The 22,107-nt window shown below is 51.7% G+C and carries 19 protein-coding genes and 1 other annotated feature; of the genes, 17 read left to right on the top strand and 2 right to left on the bottom strand.

From position 1 onward, the window contains the following. Nucleotides 1-810: 810 nt before the first annotated feature. From QZN42_RS08445 to QZN42_RS08375, 15 genes are all read left to right on the top strand, one after another. Nucleotides 811-2,715: an NADH-quinone oxidoreductase subunit L gene (locus QZN42_RS08445; protein WP_296956510.1), complete on the top strand. Its 1,905-nt coding sequence runs from the start codon at nt 811-813 to the stop codon at nt 2,713-2,715. Continuing rightward, on the top strand, nt 2,708-3,592 hold the full coding sequence (locus tag QZN42_RS08440; protein WP_296956507.1) for an NADH-quinone oxidoreductase subunit H: 885 nt from the start codon (nt 2,708-2,710) through the stop codon (nt 3,590-3,592). Before QZN42_RS08445 ends, QZN42_RS08440 begins: the two co-directional genes overlap by 8 nt. Before the next feature lie 12 nt (nt 3,593-3,604). Further along, nucleotides 3,605-4,099 carry an NADH-quinone oxidoreductase subunit B family protein gene (gene nuoB / locus QZN42_RS08435; protein ID WP_296956505.1) on the top strand — a complete coding sequence of 165 codons (495 nt, stop codon included), beginning with the start codon at nt 3,605-3,607 and terminating at the stop codon, nt 4,097-4,099. After that, nucleotides 4,096-4,530: an NADH-quinone oxidoreductase subunit C gene (locus QZN42_RS08430; protein ID WP_296956502.1), complete on the top strand. Its 435-nt coding sequence runs from the start codon at nt 4,096-4,098 to the stop codon at nt 4,528-4,530. The genes nuoB and QZN42_RS08430 overlap by 4 nt, the downstream gene beginning before the upstream one ends. Further along, entirely contained in the window at nt 4,530-5,615 is a 1,086-nt protein-coding gene (locus QZN42_RS08425) for a nickel-dependent hydrogenase large subunit (RefSeq protein ID WP_296956499.1), read from the top strand. The genes QZN42_RS08430 and QZN42_RS08425 overlap by 1 nt, the downstream gene beginning before the upstream one ends. 11 nt (nt 5,616-5,626) lie before the next feature. Continuing rightward, the gene (locus QZN42_RS08420; RefSeq protein WP_296956497.1) at nt 5,627-7,729 is read left to right on the top strand and encodes a 4Fe-4S binding protein; all 2,103 of its coding nucleotides are present in this window, start codon (nt 5,627-5,629) and stop codon (nt 7,727-7,729) included. Further along, nucleotides 7,722-8,066, top strand: coding sequence for a hydrogenase maturation nickel metallochaperone HypA (locus tag QZN42_RS08415; RefSeq protein ID WP_296956495.1), 345 nt, complete (start codon nt 7,722-7,724; stop codon nt 8,064-8,066). Before QZN42_RS08420 ends, QZN42_RS08415 begins: the two co-directional genes overlap by 8 nt. Further along, complete coding sequence (hypB, locus tag QZN42_RS08410; protein WP_296956493.1) at nt 8,066-8,764, top strand: hydrogenase nickel incorporation protein HypB; 699 nt, start codon at nt 8,066-8,068, stop codon at nt 8,762-8,764. The genes QZN42_RS08415 and hypB overlap by 1 nt, the downstream gene beginning before the upstream one ends. A gap of 503 nt (nt 8,765-9,267) precedes the next feature. Next, nucleotides 9,268-11,997, top strand: a complete 2,730-nt coding sequence (hypF, locus tag QZN42_RS08405; protein WP_296956490.1) for a carbamoyltransferase HypF — start codon at nt 9,268-9,270, stop codon at nt 11,995-11,997. 8 nt (nt 11,998-12,005) lie between these two features. Continuing rightward, on the top strand, nt 12,006-12,224 hold the full coding sequence (locus QZN42_RS08400) for a HypC/HybG/HupF family hydrogenase formation chaperone (protein ID WP_296956489.1): 219 nt from the start codon (nt 12,006-12,008) through the stop codon (nt 12,222-12,224). Then, nucleotides 12,221-13,255, top strand: a complete 1,035-nt coding sequence (hypD, locus tag QZN42_RS08395) for a hydrogenase formation protein HypD (protein WP_296956486.1) — start codon at nt 12,221-12,223, stop codon at nt 13,253-13,255. The genes QZN42_RS08400 and hypD overlap by 4 nt, the downstream gene beginning before the upstream one ends. A gap of 1 nt (nt 13,256) precedes the next feature. Continuing rightward, nucleotides 13,257-13,739: a GNAT family N-acetyltransferase gene (locus QZN42_RS08390; RefSeq protein ID WP_296956484.1), complete on the top strand. Its 483-nt coding sequence runs from the start codon at nt 13,257-13,259 to the stop codon at nt 13,737-13,739. 9 nt (nt 13,740-13,748) lie between these two features. Beyond that, nucleotides 13,749-14,732, top strand: a complete 984-nt coding sequence (gene hypE / locus QZN42_RS08385; RefSeq protein WP_296956481.1) for a hydrogenase expression/formation protein HypE — start codon at nt 13,749-13,751, stop codon at nt 14,730-14,732. Nucleotides 14,733-15,201: 469 nt separating this feature from the next. Continuing rightward, the gene (locus tag QZN42_RS08380; RefSeq protein WP_296956479.1) at nt 15,202-15,633 is read left to right on the top strand and encodes a nuclear transport factor 2 family protein; all 432 of its coding nucleotides are present in this window, start codon (nt 15,202-15,204) and stop codon (nt 15,631-15,633) included. A 1,145-nt stretch (nt 15,634-16,778) separates the two neighbouring features. Beyond that, nucleotides 16,779-17,013 (top strand) — a binding site (T-box leader). 62 nt (nt 17,014-17,075) lie between these two features. After that, nucleotides 17,076-17,903 (top strand): MetQ/NlpA family ABC transporter substrate-binding protein, encoded by an 828-nt coding sequence (locus tag QZN42_RS08375; RefSeq protein ID WP_363916531.1) that lies wholly within the window; start codon nt 17,076-17,078, stop codon nt 17,901-17,903. A gap of 609 nt (nt 17,904-18,512) precedes the next feature. On the opposite strand, the gene QZN42_RS08370 is transcribed toward QZN42_RS08375, so the two are convergent. Further along, nucleotides 18,513-19,163: a flavodoxin family protein gene (locus QZN42_RS08370; RefSeq protein WP_296956477.1), complete on the bottom strand. Its 651-nt coding sequence runs from the start codon at nt 19,161-19,163 to the stop codon at nt 18,513-18,515. A gap of 474 nt (nt 19,164-19,637) precedes the next feature. Between QZN42_RS08370 and QZN42_RS08365 the strand changes: the two genes are divergently transcribed. After that, complete coding sequence (locus QZN42_RS08365; protein WP_296956474.1) at nt 19,638-20,090, top strand: low molecular weight protein-tyrosine-phosphatase; 453 nt, start codon at nt 19,638-19,640, stop codon at nt 20,088-20,090. A gap of 91 nt (nt 20,091-20,181) precedes the next feature. Beyond that, nucleotides 20,182-21,378 carry a hypothetical protein gene (locus QZN42_RS08360; RefSeq protein WP_296956472.1) on the top strand — a complete coding sequence of 399 codons (1,197 nt, stop codon included), beginning with the start codon at nt 20,182-20,184 and terminating at the stop codon, nt 21,376-21,378. A 513-nt stretch (nt 21,379-21,891) separates the two neighbouring features. On the opposite strand, the gene QZN42_RS08355 is transcribed toward QZN42_RS08360, so the two are convergent. Next, nucleotides 21,892-22,107: hypothetical protein (locus QZN42_RS08355; RefSeq protein WP_296956469.1), on the bottom strand; the 216-nt coding region annotated here is incomplete at its 5' end.

Below are 22,107 nucleotides of genomic sequence, written 5' to 3'. Positions count from 1 at the left end.
GTACGATTGAACAACCTTTCCGGCTGCTCCGCAGCCACCTTTCCATACCAGGAAAGGTGGTGACCGATTGTCAAGTTCCACTTTTTTCTCACGTGTGCCTTGAAGGAATAGTGCAGGGGAACCATGGAAGTTACCGCCTGCCGGAGGTTCCATTCCTGCGTTACGCATGATGGATTTGTGTCATTTGTCATAGCTTTGAAAGTCAGCCCCCTTCACCCGCTTCGCGGGAGCTTCCCCCGCAGGGGGACGCGGGACGTTAGTGCCGGGAAAATTCACAGTCGAAAGTGCAGTTCGTCCTCACCGGTTGTGGCTCTATACGCTGGCGGTCAGGCTTCCCCTTCGGGGAAGCTGGCTGCGTCAGACTGATAGGGTAGGAGTGGGTGTCTGGGGGATCCGTCCTGAAGATTTACTTTCCCTGCCCTCTCACCGGCTTCGCCGGAGCTCTCCCGGGGGGAGAGCCTTTCCCATACGCGGCTGCTGGCTGTAGAGCTGCTTTTACTGTTTGAGTCATTTTCGACTTGAATGGGCTTTTTAACCTCGCCTGTGCACAGTCCCCATATATATTTGTGCCGCATCAGCGGCACACCTCCACTTATCACTAAGCACAAAAAACTAAAAAACTAACCGCTCCTCACAATTATTACAAAAAAATATATTTTCATCTCTTGCAGTTATAGCCGCTTTGCGATAAAGTATAATAATAAAGTACTATACCCTGTTGTAGCGTGTACATATAAATCAATAATAAGTATATGCTTAAAGGACTTCCTGTGGAATTGAAGGCGTGTATAAAAGGAAGGGGAGAATGTTATGGTTATACCGGTTCTGCTATTTGCGGTGCCACTTGTGACGGCCATCGTGATGCTTGGGGTTCGTTCGTCGTCGCTCCGCAATCATATCGTGAAGGCTTCGGCTCTTCTCATGATGGTTCTGGCTGTGGCGACGGGTTTCCTGTTTTTCGGCCATCCGACGAAGGTGGGCGTGGATTCGGAGGCCCTGCGTCTCACTATGACGGCTGTGGACGGTCTCGCGGCCCTGACGGTGCTCTATTATTGTACGAAGTTCAAGCGGTACCTGGTGGCGCTTCTGGGAATCGTGCAGTTTGTGCTGATTGTGGCTTTTGAATTCCATGCGGGGAGTTATGCCCGTTCTGTGTGGGATTTCAACATCGATAATCTGGCGATCATTATGATCCTCATCGCAGGGATTATCGGCGGACTGATTGCGGTGTATTCTCTGGGGTACATGGCGGTTTTCCACAGGAAGCATACGGATGTGGAGGACCGGAGGCCTTTCTTCTTCTTCGTGGTCTTCCTTTTCCTGGCAGCCATGTTTGGCCTGGTCATGTCGAACAATCTGCTCTACATGTATACGTTCTGGGAAATCACTTCTCTCTGTTCGTTCCTCCTCATCGGCTATACACAGACGAATGAGGCGATCCACAATTCTTTCAAGGCTCTGTGGATGAACCTCTTGGGCGGCCTGGCCTTTGCGGTGGCTATTACCTGGCTTGGTTCGAAATATTATACGCTGGAGCTTTCCCAGCTGATCAGCATGGGTATGCAGGCTATGCCGGTGGAACCGATTGTGGCTCTTCTCGTTTTCTGCGGTTTCACAAAGTCTGCGATGATGCCTTTCTCCGGATGGCTTCTGGGGGCTATGGTGGCTCCTACTCCGACTTCGGCGCTTCTCCATTCGTCTACCATGGTTAAGGCAGGGGTTTTCCTCATTATCAAGCTTTGCCCGATTCTTGGAAATAATCATCCCGGGGTCATGGCTATGCTGGTAGGCGGGATTACCTTCTTCTTTGCATCCTGCGCCGCTATTTCCCAGTCTGACGGGAAAAAGGTGCTGGCGTACTCCACTATTTCCAATCTGGGCCTTATCGTCTGCTGCGCAGGTACCGGTTCTTATGAAGCGGCCTGGACGGCTATCATGATCGTCATCTTCCACGCAGTGGCAAAGTCTCTTCTTTTCCTCACTGTGGGCACGGCGGAACAGCAGCTGGGCAGCAGGAATCTGGAAAGTTTCGACGGGATTTTCAATTCCATGCCAAGGCTTTCTCTCTGCATGGTGATCGGTATCTGCGGTATGTTCCTCGCACCCTTTGGAATGCTTATTTCCAAATGGGCCGCTATGAAGGCTTTCGTGGATGCAGGGCAGCCGCTGCTTCTTCTGGCTCTCGTCTATGGTTCGGCGACTACTCTTTTCTACTGGACCAAGTGGCTCGGAAAGATTACGACTTATATTCCTACCGATGAAAATCGTGAAAAGGGAATCCTCGGCGTGCAGTGGCAGGCTCTCCGGACGATCGCAGGGCTGACGCTCGTCGTATGCGTGCTCTTCCCGCTGATTTCCCAGTACATGGTCATCCCGTATCTGTCTCATCTGTACAGAAGTGTAGATGACGTGATTGCCCAGAGCAATCTGTGGATCATGTCTGTCATGGTCTTCCTGCTCATTCTCCTGCCTCTTCGTTTCGGCAAGGGGAGGAAACACAAGAAGCTGGTCATTACGAATCTGGCCGGTGAAAATATGGGCGAGGATATCGCTTACCGCGGGGCAGCGGGCCGGGTGGTGCCGGTGACTCTCCGCAACTGGTACATGGAGACCTGGTTTAATGAAAGGAAAATGCAGCTCTGGGGGTACACGGCCTGTGTGGCCTGCCTCCTGATGGAGCTTTCTTTAGCGACAGGAGGTGTGTTCCATGTCTGATTTCTCCGATTACATCGCAAGCGGTCTGGGCGCACTTCTCTTCCTCGTCCTGGGACCTGTCCTGGGGGGACTCATCCACGGGCTTGACCGTAAGATTTCCGCCCGCATGCAGCGGCGCGTGGGGCCTCCTCTTTTCCAGCCTTTCTATGATTTCTTCAAACTCTGGTCCAAGCAGCCCATTGCCATCAATAAGGCGGAAGGCTTCTATGTGCTTGGTTTCCTGATTTTCGTCCTTCTCTCGGGCACTTTCTTCTTCGCCCGGGGCGATATCCTTCTCGTGGTCTTCACTTTAACGATGGCCAGTGTCTGCCTCATCATTGCGGCTTATGCATCGGCTTCTCCCTATGCCCAGGTGGGCGCGGAAAGGGAACTGGTGCAGACCATGGCTTATGAACCGATGCTCCTCATGGTGGCTCTCGGTTTCTACCTGTCCTGCGGTTCTTTCAATATCGGGGATATTATGAAGTCGGAAACCATGAATTTCATCCGCATGCCCGGCATTTTCCTGGGCCTCTGCTTTATCCTTCTCATTAAATTCAGGAAGTCTCCTTTCGATATTTCCATGTCCCATGAAGCCCATCAGGAACTGATCGGCGGGGTGAAGACGGAACTTTCCGGCCGGACCCTGGGCATGGTGGAACTGGCGGAATGGTATGAGGATGTATTCCTCCTGGGCCTGGTGCTCCTCTTCTTCGTGAGCGCTGACTGGTGGACCACCATCATCGGCCTTTTTGTATGTTTCCTCACATTCTTCCTGGATATCCTCGTGGATAACAGCTGCGGCCGAATCAAGTGGGAACGGATGCTGGCCTCCACCTGGCTCTTCTCTTTCCTCATGGGATTCATTAACGTAGCATTTCTTATGTATTTCAAATAAGGAGGGGCAAATATGGCATTTGAAAAGAAATCGCCCTGGCTCATTCATTATGACGGCTCTTCCTGCAACGGCTGTGATATCGAAGTGCTGGCCTGCCTGACTCCGCTTTTCGACGTGGAGCGGTTTGGCATAGTGAATACGGGGGACCCGAAGCATGCGGATATTTTCCTCGTTACCGGAGGGGTAAACGCACAGAATCTTCCGGTAGTCCGCCAGATTTATGAACAGATCCCTGAACCGAAGGTGGTGGTGGCAGTCGGAACCTGCGCCTGCACCGGCGGGGTTTTCCGGGAATGCTACAACATGCTGGGAGGTATGGACAAGGCCATTCCTGTGGATGTGTACGTGCCGGGCTGTGCGGCCCGCCCGGAATCCATCATTGCAGGGGTGGTGAAAGGCCTCGCAGTGCTGGAAGAAAAACATAAAAAGATGAAGGAAACCGGCGAGCTCTATGAACCGCCGAAGGAAGAACCGAGACCATTTGAAAAGAGGGAGGAGAAAGCATGAAACAGCAGGTAATGGTGAAACGGCCGGAAGAGCTGCTCGAGCAGACGGCCCGTTTCAAGCGTGAAGGCTGCCGCCTCGTGCAGATCCTCTGTACGAGAGTGGACGAGGGTTACGAACTGACCTACAGCTTTGATAAAAATTATTTCCTCTACAACCTGCGGGTGATCGTGCCCCTCACAGGTTCCATCATGAGCATCACCAGCCTTTACTGGTATGCCTTTGTCTGGGAAAATGAAATCCATGACCTTTTCGGCCTGGATGTGCGCTTCATCGCGCCGGAAGTGGACTATGGCGGTCATTTCTACCACCTGGCCCAGAAGACGCCCTGGCACGATCTGTCCGGCGCCGTTCATGCGAAAAAAGCGATCAAGGTCAATCTGAGGAACGGCCTTGGCATCGATGCGTCTGTTCATAAAAAGGAGGGTAACTGATGGCAGAAATAACGACAGTCCCCTTCGGACCCCAGCATCCGGTCCTCCCGGAACCAATCCATCTGGATCTGGAACTCAAAGATGAAACAGTGGTCCGGGCAGTGCCTTCCATCGGCTATATCCACAGAGGACTTGAAAAACTGGTGGAAAAAAGAGATTTCAAGCAGTTCGTCTATGTGGCAGAACGCGTCTGCGGCATCTGCTCCTTCGGTCACGGCTGGGGATACACGAAAGCCGTGGAAGGACTCATGGATATCGAAATACCGAAACGCGCGAGCTACCTGCGCACGTTCTGGCATGAACTTTCCCGCATGCACAGCCATCTTCTGTGGTTTGGCCTGGCAGCCGATGCCCTGGGCTTTGAAAGTCTATTCATGAATGCCTGGAGAGTCCGGGAAATCGTGCTGGATATTTTCGAAGAAACCACGGGAGGCCGTGTCATTTTCTCCGTCTGTAAAGTGGGCGGGGTCCGTCGGGATATTTCCGACGAACAGAGGAAAATGATTCTTGAAAAATTAAAAATCCTCCGCAAGGAAATCCGTGTACTGGCCATGACTTTCATGTATGACAATACCGTGCAGTACCGCCTGGAAGGGGTAGGGGTGCTTTCCATGGATGATGCCATCGACCTGGGCTGCGTAGGACCGATGGCAAGAGCCAGCGGCGTACCGCTCGATTATCGTATGGCCGATGATGAAGGAGCTTACAAAGAACTTCATTTCCGCCCGGTTACCGATACGGCCGGCGACTGCCTCGCCCGGGTACGCGTTCGTCTGGGAGAACTCACCCAGTCCATCGATATCATTCAGGCAGTACTTGAAAATCTGCCGGACGGAGCGATTGAAGCGCCGGTGAAAGGAAATCCGCCGGTGGGCGAATATTTCACCCGGGTGGAACAGCCCAGAGGCGAAGCTTTCTACTATGTGAAAGGAAACGGGACGAAGAATCTGGAACGTTTCCGCCTCCGTACGCCGACGAATGTGAATATACCGGCACTCGTGAAGATGCTGGAAGGCTGCGACCTGGCCGATGTGCCGAACCTCATTCTGACCATCGATCCCTGTATCAGCTGCTGTGAACGATAAGGAGGGGCGCCATGAGTTTTCTCATTTATATGAAACAGGCCCTTTCCAACCTGTTCAAACCGCCGGTGACCACCAGCTATCCCATTAAACCGAAAGAATTCAAGCCCCAGGACCGCGGACGGGTCATCAATGATGCATCCAAATGCATCCTCTGCGGCATGTGCGAAAAGTCCTGCCCTGCAGGGGCTATTCAGATTGACCGAAAAAACGGGACCTGGAAGATTAATCCTTTCTCCTGCGTCCAGTGTGCGGCCTGCGTGGAAAACTGCCCGAAGAAATGCCTCCATATGGATCCCCATGCCACGGAGCCGGACCTGAAGAAATCGGAAATCATCCTTCAGGTGAAAGAAACGGGTACGGCTGCCAAAGGCAGGCGGACAGTGGAAGCGGTCAATATGGCAGAAGCGGCTATGGACGACAGGAGCCATATCGTCAACAATATCCTGAAATGTATTTTCTGCGGCCAGTGCGAACGGAACTGTCCGTCCGGAGCCATTACCGTGGACCGGAGAAACCGCACCTGGCGTATCAACCTGGAAGCCTGCATCAACTGCGGTACCTGTATCGACAACTGTCCGAGAAAGTGCCTGTCCCTCGGCTGCTACCTTGGAAACAGGACGGACATCCTCATGCATGCGCCGAAACCGGTTCGCCGCAAACCTTCCGTCCCCAGAGCGCCGGCTCCCATTCCTGCCTATAAGCCGGAAAAGCCGGCTGTAGCCCTCAATGACCAGCATGTGCGGATTGATGCCACATCCTGCCTCTTCTGCGGCACCTGCGCCGACAATTGTCCTGTCGGGGCTATTACGGTGGATGCAGAAAACAAGACCTGGACCATCGACCGCGAAAAGTGCGTGACCTGCGGCGTATGTGTGGATAACTGCCCCGCTTCCTGCCTCACTATGGCAGAAACTTATGAAGAAGGGGAAATAAAAGAAGTAAAACCCACCTTCAAAGGGGTGGTCCTCACCGAAAGACCACAGCACCGGCCTCCGGCTCCTGAAGCAGCACCTGCAGTCGTTGCAGCTCCGGCACCGGAAGCTCCGGCAGCGCCGGCAGAGGAGGAAAATCCGGACCTCAACGATATGCACGTGAAGATTGCTGCGGAAAAATGCCTCCTCTGCGGCAAGTGCGCTCATAACTGCCCGGTAGAAGCCATTACCATCGACAGAAAGACCCGCACCTGGACCATTGATAGAGAAAAATGCGTGACCTGCGGCATGTGCGTAGACGGCTGCCCGGCACAGTGCCTCACTATGGAAGATGCATACGGAGCGGATGAAAAGAAAGTCAGCCCCGCCTCCTTTGAAATACCGAAACCCCAGCGGCCGGTAAGACCATCCCGCCCGGCAGCAAAACCGGCAGTGAAAGCAGCTGCTGCCGCTGTGGCTGCTGCGGCAGCAACCGCAGCCAAAGCAGAAGCGCCGAAAGTGGAACCGGAAGTTCCTGCACCGAAAGCAGAAGAAGTCAAACCGGCTGTCGTGGAGGAAGATAAAGAACTGGCTACCAACCCATACCATGTAAAGAACGTCATTGAAAAGTGCATCCTCTGCGGCAAATGTGAACATGGCTGCCCCATGCATGCCATTACGATTGACAGAAAGAATCGCACCTGGACCATCGACAGGGATAAATGCTGCACCTGCGGTATCTGTGTGGACAACTGCCCTGTGAAGGCCCTTTCCATGGAAGAGGAATTTGGGGAAAATGAACCGAAGGACCTCGTCCTGACGCTTCAGGGGAAAAAGCTGAACCGTCCCGCACGGCCCGCACCCAAACCGGCTCCGGCTCCCGCGCCAAAAGAAGAAGTGAAACCGGCTCCTGCTATTTCCGAAGAAGAGAAAGAACTCGCCACCAATCCATACCATGTAAAAAACGTGATTGAAAAATGCGTCCTCTGCGGCAAATGTGAACATGGCTGCCCCATGCATGCTATTTCCATCGACCGGAAAAATAAGACCTGGACCATTGACCGGGAAAAATGTGTGACCTGCGGCATCTGCGTGGATAACTGCCCGGTGAAAGCCCTTTCCATGGAAGAAGAATTCGGAGAAGGGGAACCGAAGGACCTCGTCCTCACCCTTCAGAAACCGGCGAGGAGACCTCATGCATGAGTATCCGGTGACCCTTGAAATCGTGCGGATTGCGGAGAAGACGGCTCGTGAAAAAGGCGGGAAAGTCCGCGCCATCCATCTGGTGGTGGGGGAAGACTCCGGATTCATCGGAGAATCGATCCAGATGTATTTCGATGTGATTTCCGAGGGCACCCTCTGCGAAGGGGCAAGGCTCATCATCAAAGATGTAAAGCCCATGATGAAATGCGACGCATGCGGAAAACTCTTTGAACGAAAACGTTTTTCCTTTTCCTGTCCCTTCTGCGGGGGAGACGGCTCCCCCACGGAAGTGGGCAAGGAATTTTATATAGAATCGGTAGACCTGGAGGTTGACTAATGCATATGGTGAAAGCAGGCGTAATGGAAGATATTTACGCCCACAACAATCACATTGCCCAGCACGTACGGGAATACATGATGGAACGCAAAGTCTATACCATCAACGTCATGGGCGCCCCGGGAACAGGCAAGACCACGTCCATGGAACAGCTCATGAAATATATAAAATCGAAAATTTACGTCATTGAAGGAGATATCGAGTCCGATATCGATACCGAAAGGCTTCGGAAACAGCACGTCTCAGCGGCCCAGATCAATACATTCGGAGCCTGCCATCTGGACGCTCCTCTCGTACACAATGCTATTCATGCCATGGACTTTTCAGAGCCCGGCATCCTTTTCATTGAAAATGTGGGAAATCTCGTATGCCCGGCAGAAATGGTGATCGGGGAAAATATAAAACTCCTCATCGTTTCCGTGGCTGACGGAAGTGACAAGCCTTACAAATATCCGCTTGCCTTCGAAAAGGCAGATATCATCCTCCTGAACAAGATCGACCTCGCTCCGTACCTGGACTTTGATGAAGATTTCTTCATGAAAGGCCTGCGCCACCTCAATAAAAAAGCGCCGGTCTTCAAAGTTTCCGGCAAAACCGGGGAAGGCTATAAAGAAGCGGCCGAATGGATCGAAAAAGCGGCAGCCGATGGTCTGACCCATCCGGGAGAATATGATGATGAGCATCATCATCATGAGTGAGTAATGGTTAGTAGATAGCAGTTAGTGATAAGTAGTAAGTGGTAAGTACAGGGCGCCCTAAAATCATAAAGGCGCCCATTTTTTATATGGAGACTTCAGGATGGAAAGCTGTTGTTTCGGGGATGGTCGGGAATCCCGGGGATGATCGGGATTGTCGGGAAGGTGGCGCCCTTCGGGCGCAAGTTTTTAGATTTTCCCTTTGGGCCTCATCTGGGTCGGGGAGATTTTTCTCATTTGGACATCCTCCCTCCGTGGCTTTTGGACCTGAAATCACAAAATGTGTAAAGCAGTCGGAATTAATGCTATAATATGTGTAAATTCAGCGAAAAATTTTCGATGAAATGTGTATGTATTTTTTAATCTTTATTTCTAAGGATGCAATGCGGGCGTACCAATGAATCGCCCTTTTTTAAGTTATTTCTGCCGGGAATGGAAATAGCTTCCCCGGCAGAGGAATACATTCCAATGATTGTGAACGGATACTTGTTCAAAGGAGGTGCACTATGAAAACGGTCCGTCTCATCGCCACCGGGCGTGTCCAGGGGGTGGGGTTCCGTCCTTTTGTGGTGCGCGCTGCCCGAAAGTCCGGCCTCACGGGATGGGTGAAGAATCTGGGAGGTATTGTGGAAATACGGGCCTCCGGGGAAGAGAAGCAATTTTCATTACTGGAAAAAGCGCTGAAAGAAGCGCCCTATCCCATAGAAGTGGAAAAAATGGAAATAGAAACGCTCCCTTTGGAGTATTTCCCTGATTTTCAATCCATCGAAAGCAGCGGAGAGCCGGAGGAGCCTCTCTTTCCGGCGGATATCGGCATCTGCCCGGACTGTGCAAAAGAGCTGCACGACAAAAAAGACCGACATTTCCACTATCCCTTCCTTTCCTGCACCGCCTGCGGGCCCCGCTATACGATTATAAAAAAACTTCCCTATGACCGACCTTTTACGACGATGGATGAATTTCCGCTCTGCAAAGACTGTGAAAAAGAATATACCGATTTGAAAGACCGCAGGTGTCACGGCGAAACCATCTGCTGCGAAGACTGCGGACCGGCTCTTACAGGCATCATCAAAGGGGAAAGGACCCTTTATACAGAAGAAGCCATGACGAAAGCCATCGAAATGGTACAAAAAGGGGCCATCATCATGGTGAAATCCATTGGCGGATTCAACCTGGTGACCCGCGGAGACCTTCCGGAGAGCGTGAGAAAACTTCGCACCTTGAAGCACAGGGAAGGAAAGCCCTTTGCCCTCATGGTTTCTGACCTGGAAAAAGCGGAAGAACTGGCAGTTCTATCAGATCAGGAGAAGAAACTTCTCGCATCTCCTGCCAAACCCATCGTCCTCTGCACCCCGAAAGTGCATTTCGAAGGGGTGGCGGAAAACGTGCCCCGTCTGGGCCTGTTTCTCCCGCCTTCCGCTTTTTACATCCTTCTCACCGAGGGAGTGGGGGCTCCCCTCATCGTCACTTCCTGCAATATCAGCGGAAGTCCCATCCTCTATAAAGATAAAGAAGCGGAAAATTTTTTTAAGTCCCACGATATTCCGGCCCTTTTCACCAACAACCGGGAAATCCTCCGCCCTGCGGACGATTCTGTATTGAAAGCAGTGGGAAATCACGTGGATTTCATCCGAAGGACGAGAGGCTTTCTCCCTGAACCGGTCATCCGCAGCGGGCCCCGGGGAAATATCCTTGCCCTGGGAGCGGATATGGAGCCCTCCCTCTGCCTCACCGGCGGCGGTTACGTCTATCCGGGTGAAATGCCCTGCGAACTGACAGAAGAAGGATCGGAAGAAGCCTTCCTTACCATGGAAAAAGACTGGGAGCACATGCTGGGCATCACTCCGGAGAAAATTCTCTGCGACCTTCACCCCGGCTATATTTCTGAAAATCTGGCAGAAAAAATATCACAAAAAAGGTCCATCCCTCTCATCAGAATCCAGCATCACCACGCTCATGCCCTTTCCGTCATGGCCGAACATCATTTGAAAGGCCCGGTGCTGGCTTTCATCTTCGACGGGACCGGTTATGGGACGGACGGGACCATCTGGGGCGGAGAAATCCTTCTCTGCGAAGGGAAATCCATGAAACGGGCAGGCCACCTCGAAAGCCTTCCCCTCCTCTCCGGAGACATCTCCATGAAACAAGCCTGGAAAACCGCTCTCTGCGATTTATATTTCGCAGGGATAGAAGGGAATTCAGACGAATGTGACTCCACCGGAAAAATCGCTATCGTTCAAGGCTCCCCAGGTTTGGGGAGCTGTCGCCAGGGGCGACTGAGGGGTTGTTCTACCGGTACGCGTGGAAATGAGGAAATCGCTTCAAGCGTATCGAATCTTGAAACGAGTGACTCCACCGGAAAAATCACTATCGCCCAAGGCTCCCCAAGCTTGGGGAGCTGTCGCCAGGGGCGACTGAGGGGTTGTTCTACCGGTACGCGGGAAAATGAGGAAATCGCTTCAAGCGTATCGAATCCTGAAACGAGTGACTCCACCGAAAAAATCGCTATCGTTCAAGGCTCCCCAAGGTTTGTGCTCGAACGCTTTTTGAAGGAGCGAAGCGACGCGCAAAAAGCAGTGAGAGCCATGCCGTTGCCGGGGAGTTGGCCGCGGAGCGGACTGAGGGGTTGTTCTACCGGTACAAGGGAGAATGAAGAAGCAGGTCCAGGCGTCCCCAATCCCCAATCCTCAATCCCCAATCCCTTACTCACCGACCCCCGCTATCCCTTAGTGAAAGCAGCCTTAGGGGCCAATGTCAATGTCATCGAAGACTCCGCCATGGGTCGTCTCTTTGATTCTGTTTCCGCCCTTCTTGGCATCTGCAGCGAAAACCGGTTCAAAGGAGAATGTGCCATGGCCCTCGAAAAGGCAGCGACAGAGGCAAAAGAGGAAGGCGGCAGGGGCATAGACCTTTATTTCACAAAAGAAGTAAAAGAAGGACAGCTCATCTGGGGAAGAAAGCAGCTTATTTCCGACATTCTTTTCAAAGATGGTACAATAAGAGAAAAAGCTCTCGGCTTCCATCTGGCCATCAGCCGGATGATTACAGAGAGTGCGAAATATTTCAATATAAAAGACATCGTCCTTTCCGGCGGCTGTTTCCACAACAGTCTCCTCTGGGCCCTTGCGAAAGATTCCCTGGAGAAGGAAGGATTCCATGTCTATGGCAATGAAAAAGTCCCCTGCGGCGACGGAGGGATTGCTCTCGGCCAGGCCCGGGCGGGACTTATGAAATAGGAGGCATTATGTGCGTAGCTTACCCGGGACGGGTCATGTCCATCAATGGCACTCATGGAATGGTCGATTTTTCAGGCACCGAAGTGCCGGTGAATCTGGCTATGGTACGGGCGAAAATCGGAGATTACGTCCTTGTCCATGCAGGAATGGCCATCCAGATTGTAAAGAAAGATGAAGCCATCGACTGGATCAATCTTTTCAAAGAAATAGAAGAGGAAAGCAAATGAAAGAAAAAGAACTGGCCCGCTATCTTTCCTCTTACGACGGGCCGCCTATGAAACTGATGGAAGTCTGCGGCACCCATACGTCCTCTCTGTACCGGACGGGGATCCGGCAGCTCCTTTCGAAAAAAATCACCCTTCTCTCCGGCCCGGGCTGTCCCGTCTGTGTGACGCCCACTGCCTATATCGACAAACTCGTTTCCTATGCCTTAAAGCCGGGATATAAAGTTATGGCCTTCGGGGACCTTCTGGCAGTGCCCGGAAGTGAAATGTCCCTGTCGGGGGCGAGAGACCGCGGAGGTGAGGTGGATTTCTTCTACAATCCGGAGGAAATATTTGAAATCGCAGCCGCAAATCCTGAAACTACCTATGTCCTGGCAGCCGTAGGCTTTGAAACGACGGCTCCCGTCTGGGCAAGTCTCATTAAAAAAACGTTCGATGAAAAAATCAGAAATATCCGCTTCCTCACCGCACTGAAAACGATGCCCGAAGCTATGAGAATCCTTGCCGAAAGCGGACGGGTGGACGGCTTCCTCTGCCCGGGACACGTGGCAGTGATTACAGGAAGCGAACCTTTCCGTAAACTGGCAGCTGTTTCCGGAGAACCCATGGTCATCGGCGGATTTACCGCGCCCCTCCTTCTGCGCGCCCTTTCCCGCCTTACCCTGGAAACTTCCAGAAAGCAGGGGGGCCTCTGGAATGAATACCCCATGGTGGTGACTCCTGAAGGAAATACCATGGCCAAAGACCTCATGGCTGACGTATTTACAGAAGGAGATGCGGTCTGGAGAGGTCTGGGAAATATAAAAGGCTCGGGCCTCTATATTTCCGAAAAATATAAAGAACTGGACGCAGGAAGCTATGGCCTTACGGCGGACAAAATGCCGAAAGGCTGCTGCTGCGCGCAGGTTTTGACGGGCATGATTACCCCTGAAAAATGCCCCTGCTTCGGAAAAGCATGCACCCCGGACCATCCCGTGGGAGCCTGCATGGTTTCCTCCGAAGGGGCCTGCTGCATTACATACCGGGGAGGTTAATATGGAAATCAGGAAATACAGGACTTGCGATGAAGAAGTGTGCCGCACCATCTGGAATGAAGTGGTGGAAAAAACAGACTCTTTCCCTCAGATGGAACCGCTGGAAAAAGGAGAAGCCGACCGGTTCTTCAAATCCATGAGTTATACAGGGGTGGCGGCGGATGAAAAAGGAGACATTCTGGGCCTTTACATCCTTCATCCCAACAATGTGGGCCGCTGCGGGCATATCGCCAATACCAGCTATGCGGTGAAAAGCTCCATCCGCGGGCAGCATATCGGAGAAAAACTGGTACTCCACTCCCTTTCCGAAGGGAAGAAACTGGGATTTCGGATTCTCCAGTTCAATGCGGTAGTGGCAGATAATATCCATGCCCTTCACCTCTATGACCGGCTGGGCTTTACCCGCCTGGGGACAGTCCCCGGCGGATTTCTGAAACACGACGGAACTTATGAGGATATAATCCTCTTTTACCATCTCCTGTGAGGAGGACCTATGAAAATCGAACTGCGCCATGGGGCAGGCGGCGAAGAAACCGGCCGCCTCATCGGAAGCCTTTTTGAGAAATATTTCAAAAATCCCATACTGGACAAAATGGAAGACGGGGCAGTCCTTCCTCCTCTGAAAGGAAATCCTGTCTTCACCTCGGACTCCTTCGTGGTGGAGCCCCTCTTTTTCCCGGGAGGAAATATCGGCCGCCTTTCCATCTGCGGGACGGTGAACGACCTGGCCTCCATGGGCGCAGAGCCTCTCTATCTCACCGCTTCCTTCATCCTGGAAACAGGTCTTGAAATGGAAACTCTCGAAAAAGTCGTTTCCTCCATGGCAGAAACGGCCGCAGAAGCAGGCGTTCAAATCGTTGCTGGAGATACGAAAGTCATCGAAGGAAAAGGCGGACTTTACATCAATACGGCCGGAATCGGTGAAAGGCCGGCGGGCTGCCGCATTTCCGCCTCCGCCCTGCAGCCGGGAGATCGGATCCTCCTCACAGGCACTCTCGGTGACCATCATGCGACCATCCTTACACAGCGGCTCAAAATGAAAACAAACCTTCAGAGCGACTGTGCGCCGCTGAATGGAATCGTCTCCGCCCTGATGGCACAAAAACTGCCCATCCATACCATCCGGGATATCACAAGGGGAGGTCTGGCTACCGTAACCAATGAACTGGCAGAAACATCGGGCGTGGAAATCGAACTGGAAGAAGAAAAACTTCCGGTCTCCGAAGGAGTCAGGGCTTTGACAGGCATCCTCGGCCTCGATCCCCTGACCATGGGCAACGAAGGGAAAATGATGATCGCCCTGCCTGCGGAATCCGCAGAAAATGCCCTCGAAATCATCCGCTCCTGCCGCTATGGAGAAAACGCAGTACTTGCAGGACAGGTGACAGAAGGAAAAGGCGTCGCCCTCCTCACACCCTATGGGGGAAGAAGGAAAATCATGCCTCTGAGAGGCGAAGGACTGCCGAGGATTTGCTGATTCGAGACATATTTTGAATCCTGCGGTTTGAGTCAGAAGCAGGCGGGGGAAAACGGATTTCGGACTGGAAATATCGGATTGCGGGAAGGTGTGCCGCTGATGCGGCATGAGTATGGATGTCGGGCTTATGGTGGAAAGCAAACTATCTGGTCGATGAACTTTTGAATCGGGAATCTCGGGAATGATCGGGAATAGTTTCGGGGATATCGGGAAGGTGGCGGCCTGATGGCCGCCTGGTTTGTATGGGGAATGCGCCCAGACGGGAGAAAAACTTTTTCCTTAAAATCATACAACCGGTCTTTTTATTAGAGAATAACAGTCATCTATATAAAATAGCCCGCTATCGGATTTTTGTGGGCCATCCTTCACTGATCACTAAGAAATGATAACTGATAACTTTTTACTTACTGCCGTGCAATCTGATGGAATCAAAAGGTATTACCGGTATTGCCTCGAAAGGAGGAATTCCATGTCCCTTGAAATGCTGGAGGAAAAAGAGGCCATCCGGGAATTGATGGACCGTTTTTCCTGCCTGGAATGCGATATCGAAGGGCAGAGCAGATTTTTTACCGAAGACTGCCTCATCCGCATCCACGCAGGCGGAGAAGTGACCATGGAAATGAAGGGAAGAGAAGAAATGGTCCGGAAATTTTCCGGCTTTGCATCCTCCGTCAAAGCTTCCCATCATATGAACGGCCAGCAGGTCATTGAAATTCATGGAAATACCGCTACGGATACCCATTACTGCCGCACAGTCCTCCTGATTTCCATGAACGGGAAGGACTATTTCTACGACCATTACCTTCGCTATGAAGATCAGCTCGTCAAAACCGGAGGTCTATGGAAGATTGCCGTGCGGGACCAGTACTTCGTCATGAGCGAGAGAAGAGAGAAGATATAGTCAACTGGCAGATAGAGGTTTTGAGTCAGAAGCGATCAATCGGATAGCGGATTGCGGATTGCGGATTGCGGATTGCGGGGAGGTGGCAGGCGGGGGAAAACGGATTTCGGACTGGAAATATCGGATTGCGGGAAGGTGTGCCGCTGATGCGGCATGAGTATGGATGTCGGGCTTATGGTGGAAAGAAAACTATCTGGTCGATGAACTTTTGAATCGGGAATCTCGGGAATAATCGGGAATGATTTCGGGGATATCGGGAAGGTGTGCCGCTCTCGCGGCACAAATTTTTTATGGGGATTTTGCACAGGCGCGTGGAAAGCTCATATTGGTGGTTATCAAGTGTTACTAAAGCAGGACATGCGAATGGGAAAGGCTCCCCTCGATCGGAGAGCTCCCGCGAAGCGGGTGAGGGGGAACTGCACGATCCCTGCCAGTCGAAATTGACTCAAAATATTCATGCGTTACGTAATCATGGGCCCTCCGGCAGCCGGTAACTTCCATGGCACCCCTGCACTGCCAGTTCCTGCTGCGAATTTTGAAAATAAATATGCATTCCAAAAATTTAACGAAAATCTAATAAAATAAATTTCCTTTTCTGCACTATATAGGCAGAGCAAGGGAAATCACCCATAAGCTTCCGCTACGGCAGCCATTCTCAGAGAAAGCGGAAAGGGCGACGGACTGAGCTTAAAAATTCACGGGCCCGTGAAAACAAAAAAGAAAATACCAGTATGAGGAAAGCCACTACCCCTCGGAGCAGTATACCCCGGGAGTAGTGGCTTTTTTGTTAGAAAACGAGGGGAAGGGGGAAAGGGAAGGTGGCCGCCAAATTCATAGGGCGGCCTTTTTTATTTTGGACCATATTTTTCGCAGCTTTTAAAAGACCAGTCGTTTTTAATAGCCTCACATTGTCCGGGACCCGGGAAACGGGGTGTTGCGCTGCAATTCATGAAGCCACGCGAATTTAATATTTTCTGCACGAAACAGGCAGGTTACTTATGAAGGAAATCGTCAGGATACTATCGGTCACCACCTCGGCCGGTATCAGGGAATATTGGACAACGAACCACGAATCACGATTGTTCATATACACCCCGGCCTGTCTTGACAATTACGGAAGCCGATGGTATATTATTTCTAACTACATACAGGCAGTGAAGAGAAGAGTACATAAAGGCTTCGGCAAAGAGAGCTCCGGCGGGTGGGAAGGAGTACGGAAAGTTTATGGAACATGGCCTCTGAGCCTTTCCGCTGAACAGTGAAGCGGCACGGGAACTCCCGTTACAGAGTCAGGGTATCGGCTTTGGCCCGTACCTCATAAGGCTTTCCGGGCGACCGGGAAGTGAAATTGGGTGGTAACACGAATCCTTCGTCCCTTTGGGCGGAGGATTTTTTGTATCTGAAACGGAATAGAGGGTTTCGGATATTTCAAAGGAGGAAATATGATGAATTTAAAGAAGACTTTAGCACTGTCTCTGGCAGCCCTTGCCGTAGTGGGCGCCATTTCCGGCTGCGGCGGAGACAAGAAAGAAGCCAAAGCACCGGCTGAAAAGAAGGAAATCACCGTAGGCGTCACCCCGGGTTACTCTGAACAGGTCATGGAATTCGTAGCGAAAGAAGCGGAAAAACAGGGACTCAAAGTCAACCTGAAATCCTTTGCCGATTACGTCACCCCGGACCAGGCCCTGGCATCTGGCGATATCGACCTGAACTCCTTCCAGCACGGTCCGTTCCTGGAAGCTTTCAATGAAAAGAACGGCTCCAAGCTCGTTTCCATCGGAAATACTTACCTGGCACCGCTCCGCGTTTATTCCAACAAGATCAAATCCCTGGATGAAATCAAAGAGGGCGACAAGATTTCCATTCCGAACGATCCTTCCAACGGCGGACGTGCTCTGGTCCTTCTGGAACAGAAGGGAATCATCAAACTGAAAAAAGGCACCAATCCGGTGAAAGCCGTGGTAGGCGATATCGAAGCGAACCCGAAGCACATCGAAATCGTAGAACTCGAAGCTGCCCAGCTGCCGAGATCCCTGGATGACGTGGCATGCTCCGTCATCAATGCAGGTTACGCGAAGTCCGCCAAACTGGACCATAAGTCTGCTCTCGCCACCGAAGACAGCACCTCCCCTTATGCAAACATCATTGCAGCCAGAGAAAAGGATAAGGACAACCCGACCTACCAGAAATTCGTGAAGATTTTCCAGAGCGAATCCGTGAAGAAATATATCAACGACAACTTCTCCGACGGACTGATTCCGGCGTTTTGATGGGAATGTTTAGTAATAAGTGGTAAGTGATAAGTGAAGGTGGGCGCCTTTTGAAATATAGGGGCGCCCATTTTATATTGGAAAAAGACGGGGAGCGGGGTGCGGGATGCGGGGCGCGGGAAGGTGGCGGGCATCAAATGCATGAAGCCCGCCATTTTTGATATTGCCTTCGGCCCTCATCTATGTCATGGAAATTTTTTCTCATCCCTGCAGCTCTCCCCTCACCGGCTGCGCCGGAGCTCCGCTGCCCTCGGGAGCCTGACCGGGCGACGATAGAGGCTTCCGGGGTAAAAAGGGTACTTCCATTAGCTGCAAATTCTGCCCGGCACAGATGGGACTCATTGCCAAAAGGTACTTGTGCCGGATGACTTGATCGGCAAACAGGTGGCCCTCCTCGAGAGGAGGGCTCCGGCGCGGCTGGGAGGACGAACCTGTCGAAATATTTCCTGGCAGGAGCGGCGGAAAACGATAAGAATGAGAATTCCCCTGCCTTTGTTTATCTTCGTTTCTCCTTGCAAACAGCAATAAAAAGGTCCGCTTCCCTATTCGAAGCGGACCTTTTTTACTGATGATATCTAATAGCTGACGGCTAACTGCTAAAAACTAAATTCAACCCCCAATGAGCTTGATCCCTATAAATCTTGCCTGATCGAGAGTATCCTGGAAGTGTTCTTTCTCGTAAGCTTTCTTGTCTTCTTCGGAGAAAATGGAGGCTTCGTAGCGGCTGTAGTCTCTGAACTGCAGTGTATTATAGGCTGAGAGGACTTTGGGCGGGACGCCGAGGATATTTCCCAGGAATTCTTCATAAGCTTTTGTCCTGTCCGGGAGGTGGAAGAGGTCGGCCTGCTCTTCAGTGGCATTCATGGTATAGAAAAGGGCGCTGGGGAGTTTCTTTGGAAAGATGGAGGAATCGGGGAAACGGTAGAGATAGTTGGAGAAGAGGAACCGTTCCAGGAAGGCGACCATGGAGGAGGAATAATTCATGAAATAGATGGGGGTGCCCAGGATAAGGGCGTCTGCTTCCTTGATTTTTTCAAGAACCGGCGTCAGGTCATCCTTGGTGGCGCATATATTTCCATGAATCTTTTTCTTTTGTTTGCAGTAGAAACAGCTGGCGCAGCCTTTGTAGAAGAGGCTGTAAAGCTGGATGAATTCTCCCTCTGCCCCGTACGCTTCAGCTCCTGCCAGGGCAGCCTTGAGCATCTTCGCCGTATTTCCATTTCTGCGAGAACTGCCATTGATAGCGATGATTTTCTTCATAGGTACCTCCTTTGGAAACCATTTTCTTTCCTTTATTATATAAGAGTGAAAATGGAGAATCCAGTGGAAGCGGAGCTTGCCAGCCGGTTCATTTTCGATGTATAGTGAAGGAAATGGTAAATAGGTAATAGGTATCAGTGCCTCATCAGGTGAATATAACTGCATATAAAATAAAATTTTGCGGATTGCGGACTGAAAGCAGAAACAGGAAAACGGACCGGCAGCTGATTACGCCATTTCCCCGTTAACGGGCAGTCAGCCGTCAGCAGTTAGTGTCCCACCAGAGGGACAATCCACTAACAACTGACTTCTATTACCTCCATTGACTCAACCTGAAAGTTTTGACCTTTCAGACTTCCTGGTTCGAAAGCGGCTGCTGATAAAAATTAAAATATAAAAAGGCGCTTTTAACAATTTCAGGGCGCCACCACCACGAATCACGGACCCCATTGTCTCTATCCACAAGGAGGAAAAATGACTACCATACTCTTCGTCTGCCACGGAAATATCTGCCGTTCTCCCATGGCGGAGATGGTGATGAAAGAAATCGTCCGCAGAGCGGGAAGGGAGAAAGATTTCCACATCGAATCCCGGGCGGCTACGACCGAGGAAATAGGGCACGACATCTATCCGCCGGCAAAGCGGACCCTCAAAGCACACGGCATTCCTTTCACAAAACATGCAGCGAAACTGATTACGAAAGATGATTATAAGAAAGCGGACTATATCATTGCCATGGACGAGGAAAATCTCTATGACCTGGGATGGCTGACCGGCCAGGATCCGGAGAAAAAAGTGTCCCTCCTCCTTTCCTGGGCGGGAGAGAAGAGGGACGTGGCAGACCCCTGGTACACGGGGAATTTCGAGAGGACCTATGAGGATGTTGTCCGCGGGTGCGAAGCAATTCTGGAGAAAATTTCAATATAGCCGTTAGCAGTTAGACGGAAATCGGGGACGTTGACGGCTGACGATTTTTCAATATTGTAAGTCTTATGGTAGTAGAAGGGCGGAAACAGCAATGATCAAACCCGAATTCATCCTTTCGAAAGCAAAGGAGCAGGACAGTTTCTATATTTACGACGGAAAAGCCATGGGCGTGAGGGCGGAGATGCTGAAAGCGGCCTTTCCGGGCGTGGAATTTCTCTATTCCGTGAAGTGCAATCCCTTCGAAGGAGTCCTGCGGACTATGGCTAATCATGATTTCGGCATAGATGCGGCCAGTATCCGGGAAGTAGAGCTCGCCATCAAAGCGGGCATTTCGGGAGAAAATATTTTTTACTCCACTCCGGGGAAGACGACGGCAGCCATCCGGAAAGCCCTCCGGCGCTCAATCATCATCGCGGACAGTTTAAACGAAGTGACAAAAATCAGTCAGGTGGTCAGGGCAGAACCTCTGGAAATAGGCCTTCGCGTGAATCCGGACTTTTCCATGGATGGCGATGAAGGACTGCCGTCAAAATTCGGCATCGATGAAAAGGAAGCACTCCATTTCCTTAAATCCGACGTACCCTCCAACCTGCGGGTGGTGGGTCTTCACGTGCATCTCAAAAGCCAGGTGCTGGAAGAAGAAAAACTTCTTCATTATTACGACCGCCTTCTGGACATGGCGGGAAAAATGGCTCCCTATATGAGGAAATTCTCCTTCCTGAACCTGGGAAGCGGCATCGGAATTCCCTACGGAGAGGAAAATCCCCTCGATATCCGCTCCCTGGGACAGAAAGTGGCGGGAGAAATTTCCTTATTTCATGAAAAATTCCCGGAAACGAGACTCCTCATCGAGACCGGCCGCTATGTGACAGGCCCTGCCGGCATCTATGTGACAAAAGTGGTGGACCGGAAAATATCCCACGGAAAGACCTACCTCATCCTGGCCGATACGCTGAACGGATTCCTGCGCCCTTCCATGGGAGAACTCATCACGAAATATGCAGGAGAAAATGCCTTTGGCAGCGAACCCCTTTTCACGAAGAACCGTGCCTTTCCTGTGCGGACCTTGAAAAAGGAAGAAAGAGACCTGGAAACAGTGACCCTCGCAGGGAGCCTCTGCACCGCCTCCGACGTGGCAGCCGAAGAAATCCGCCTCCCTCATCTTGAACCGGGAGACCTAGTCATCTTCGAAAATGCAGGCGCCTATGGGGCCACCCTCTCCCCCTTTGCCTTCTCCTCCAGAGAAAAACCGGCCGAATACCTCGTGCCGGAATTTGATGAGTGGTAGCTTATTGGAGTCTTCTGGCAGATACCTTGACCTGAGTCAGCTGCGGTATTCGGGATTAGCCTCACCTCGGCATGCCCCGATGGAGTCTTTAGCGAGATTTCGGGATTCGGGATGCGGGGTGCGGGAAGGATTGGCCGCTGATGCGGCCAATATTTTTTTATGGGGGCTGTGCACAGGCGGCACGGGCAGGGCTGACTGATGAAATGTTCTTTGCGATATGGCCTCCATCCATAAAATGCGCGCTCCCCGCGTCCGGGGAGCTCCACGAAGTGGTGAAGGGGCGTACGATCATACAAGTCGTTTATGAGGAAAATGGTTAGTACGTAACGCAGAAAATGATGGAATTGCAGTCACTTGTCCGCTTTATGGGGTGAGTCAGCTGCGGTATTCGTGAATCAGCAAACCGCGGCACGCCCCGATTTAGACATTTTCGAGATTCCGTGAATCGTGGTTCGTGGTTCGGAAGCGGAAGGAGATTTATATGGGGACCAGGCAAGTGCTCATTGGGGTGAGTCAGCTGCGGTTTTCGGGATTAGCCCTGTACGGGACATGCTGCCCTGCAGCCATATCCGAAATTTCGGGGTGCGGGATGCGGGGTGCGGGAAGGATTGGCCGCTGATGCGGCCAATATTTTTGTGTAAAGAAAACCCCCGGATAGTCCGGGGGTTCAGTATTAGCTTTAGCGGTGATTTTCCAAAGACTAAACAAAAAACCTCCCATGATATAGAA

Source organism: uncultured Dialister sp., assembly GCA_900314595.1.
In the GTDB taxonomy this organism is placed as follows: Bacteria; Bacillota; Negativicutes; order Veillonellales; family Dialisteraceae; genus Dialister.
The sequence above is the reverse complement of the archived record's forward strand: the minus strand, read 5'-3'. Positions and strand labels throughout refer to the sequence as shown.

Excerpts from the sequence above, each read along its gene's own strand:
- QZN42_RS08390 (WP_296956484.1), top strand. The coding sequence starts at position 13,257 with ATGGAAATCAGGAAATACAGGACTTGCGATGAAGAAGTGTGCCGCACC.
- QZN42_RS08425 (WP_296956499.1), top strand. The coding sequence starts at position 4,530 with ATGGCAGAAATAACGACAGTCCCCTTCGGACCCCAGCATCCGGTCCTC.
- QZN42_RS08440 (WP_296956507.1), top strand. The coding sequence starts at position 2,708 with ATGTCTGATTTCTCCGATTACATCGCAAGCGGTCTGGGCGCACTTCTC.
- QZN42_RS08420 (WP_296956497.1), top strand. The coding sequence starts at position 5,627 with ATGAGTTTTCTCATTTATATGAAACAGGCCCTTTCCAACCTGTTCAAA.
- nuoB (WP_296956505.1), top strand. The coding sequence starts at position 3,605 with ATGGCATTTGAAAAGAAATCGCCCTGGCTCATTCATTATGACGGCTCT.
- QZN42_RS08415 (WP_296956495.1), top strand. The coding sequence starts at position 7,722 with ATGCATGAGTATCCGGTGACCCTTGAAATCGTGCGGATTGCGGAGAAG.
- hypD (WP_296956486.1), top strand. The coding sequence starts at position 12,221 with ATGAAAGAAAAAGAACTGGCCCGCTATCTTTCCTCTTACGACGGGCCG.
- hypE (WP_296956481.1), top strand. The coding sequence starts at position 13,749 with ATGAAAATCGAACTGCGCCATGGGGCAGGCGGCGAAGAAACCGGCCGC.
- hypF (WP_296956490.1), top strand. The coding sequence starts at position 9,268 with ATGAAAACGGTCCGTCTCATCGCCACCGGGCGTGTCCAGGGGGTGGGG.
- QZN42_RS08400 (WP_296956489.1), top strand. The coding sequence starts at position 12,006 with ATGTGCGTAGCTTACCCGGGACGGGTCATGTCCATCAATGGCACTCAT.
- QZN42_RS08430 (WP_296956502.1), top strand. The coding sequence starts at position 4,096 with ATGAAACAGCAGGTAATGGTGAAACGGCCGGAAGAGCTGCTCGAGCAG.
- QZN42_RS08360 (WP_296956472.1), top strand. The coding sequence starts at position 20,182 with ATGATCAAACCCGAATTCATCCTTTCGAAAGCAAAGGAGCAGGACAGT.
- hypB (WP_296956493.1), top strand. The coding sequence starts at position 8,066 with ATGCATATGGTGAAAGCAGGCGTAATGGAAGATATTTACGCCCACAAC.
- QZN42_RS08365 (WP_296956474.1), top strand. The coding sequence starts at position 19,638 with ATGACTACCATACTCTTCGTCTGCCACGGAAATATCTGCCGTTCTCCC.
- QZN42_RS08370 (WP_296956477.1), bottom strand. The coding sequence starts at position 19,163 with ATGAAGAAAATCATCGCTATCAATGGCAGTTCTCGCAGAAATGGAAAT.
- QZN42_RS08445 (WP_296956510.1), top strand. The coding sequence starts at position 811 with ATGGTTATACCGGTTCTGCTATTTGCGGTGCCACTTGTGACGGCCATC.
- QZN42_RS08380 (WP_296956479.1), top strand. The coding sequence starts at position 15,202 with ATGTCCCTTGAAATGCTGGAGGAAAAAGAGGCCATCCGGGAATTGATG.
- QZN42_RS08375 (WP_363916531.1), top strand. The coding sequence starts at position 17,076 with ATGATGAATTTAAAGAAGACTTTAGCACTGTCTCTGGCAGCCCTTGCC.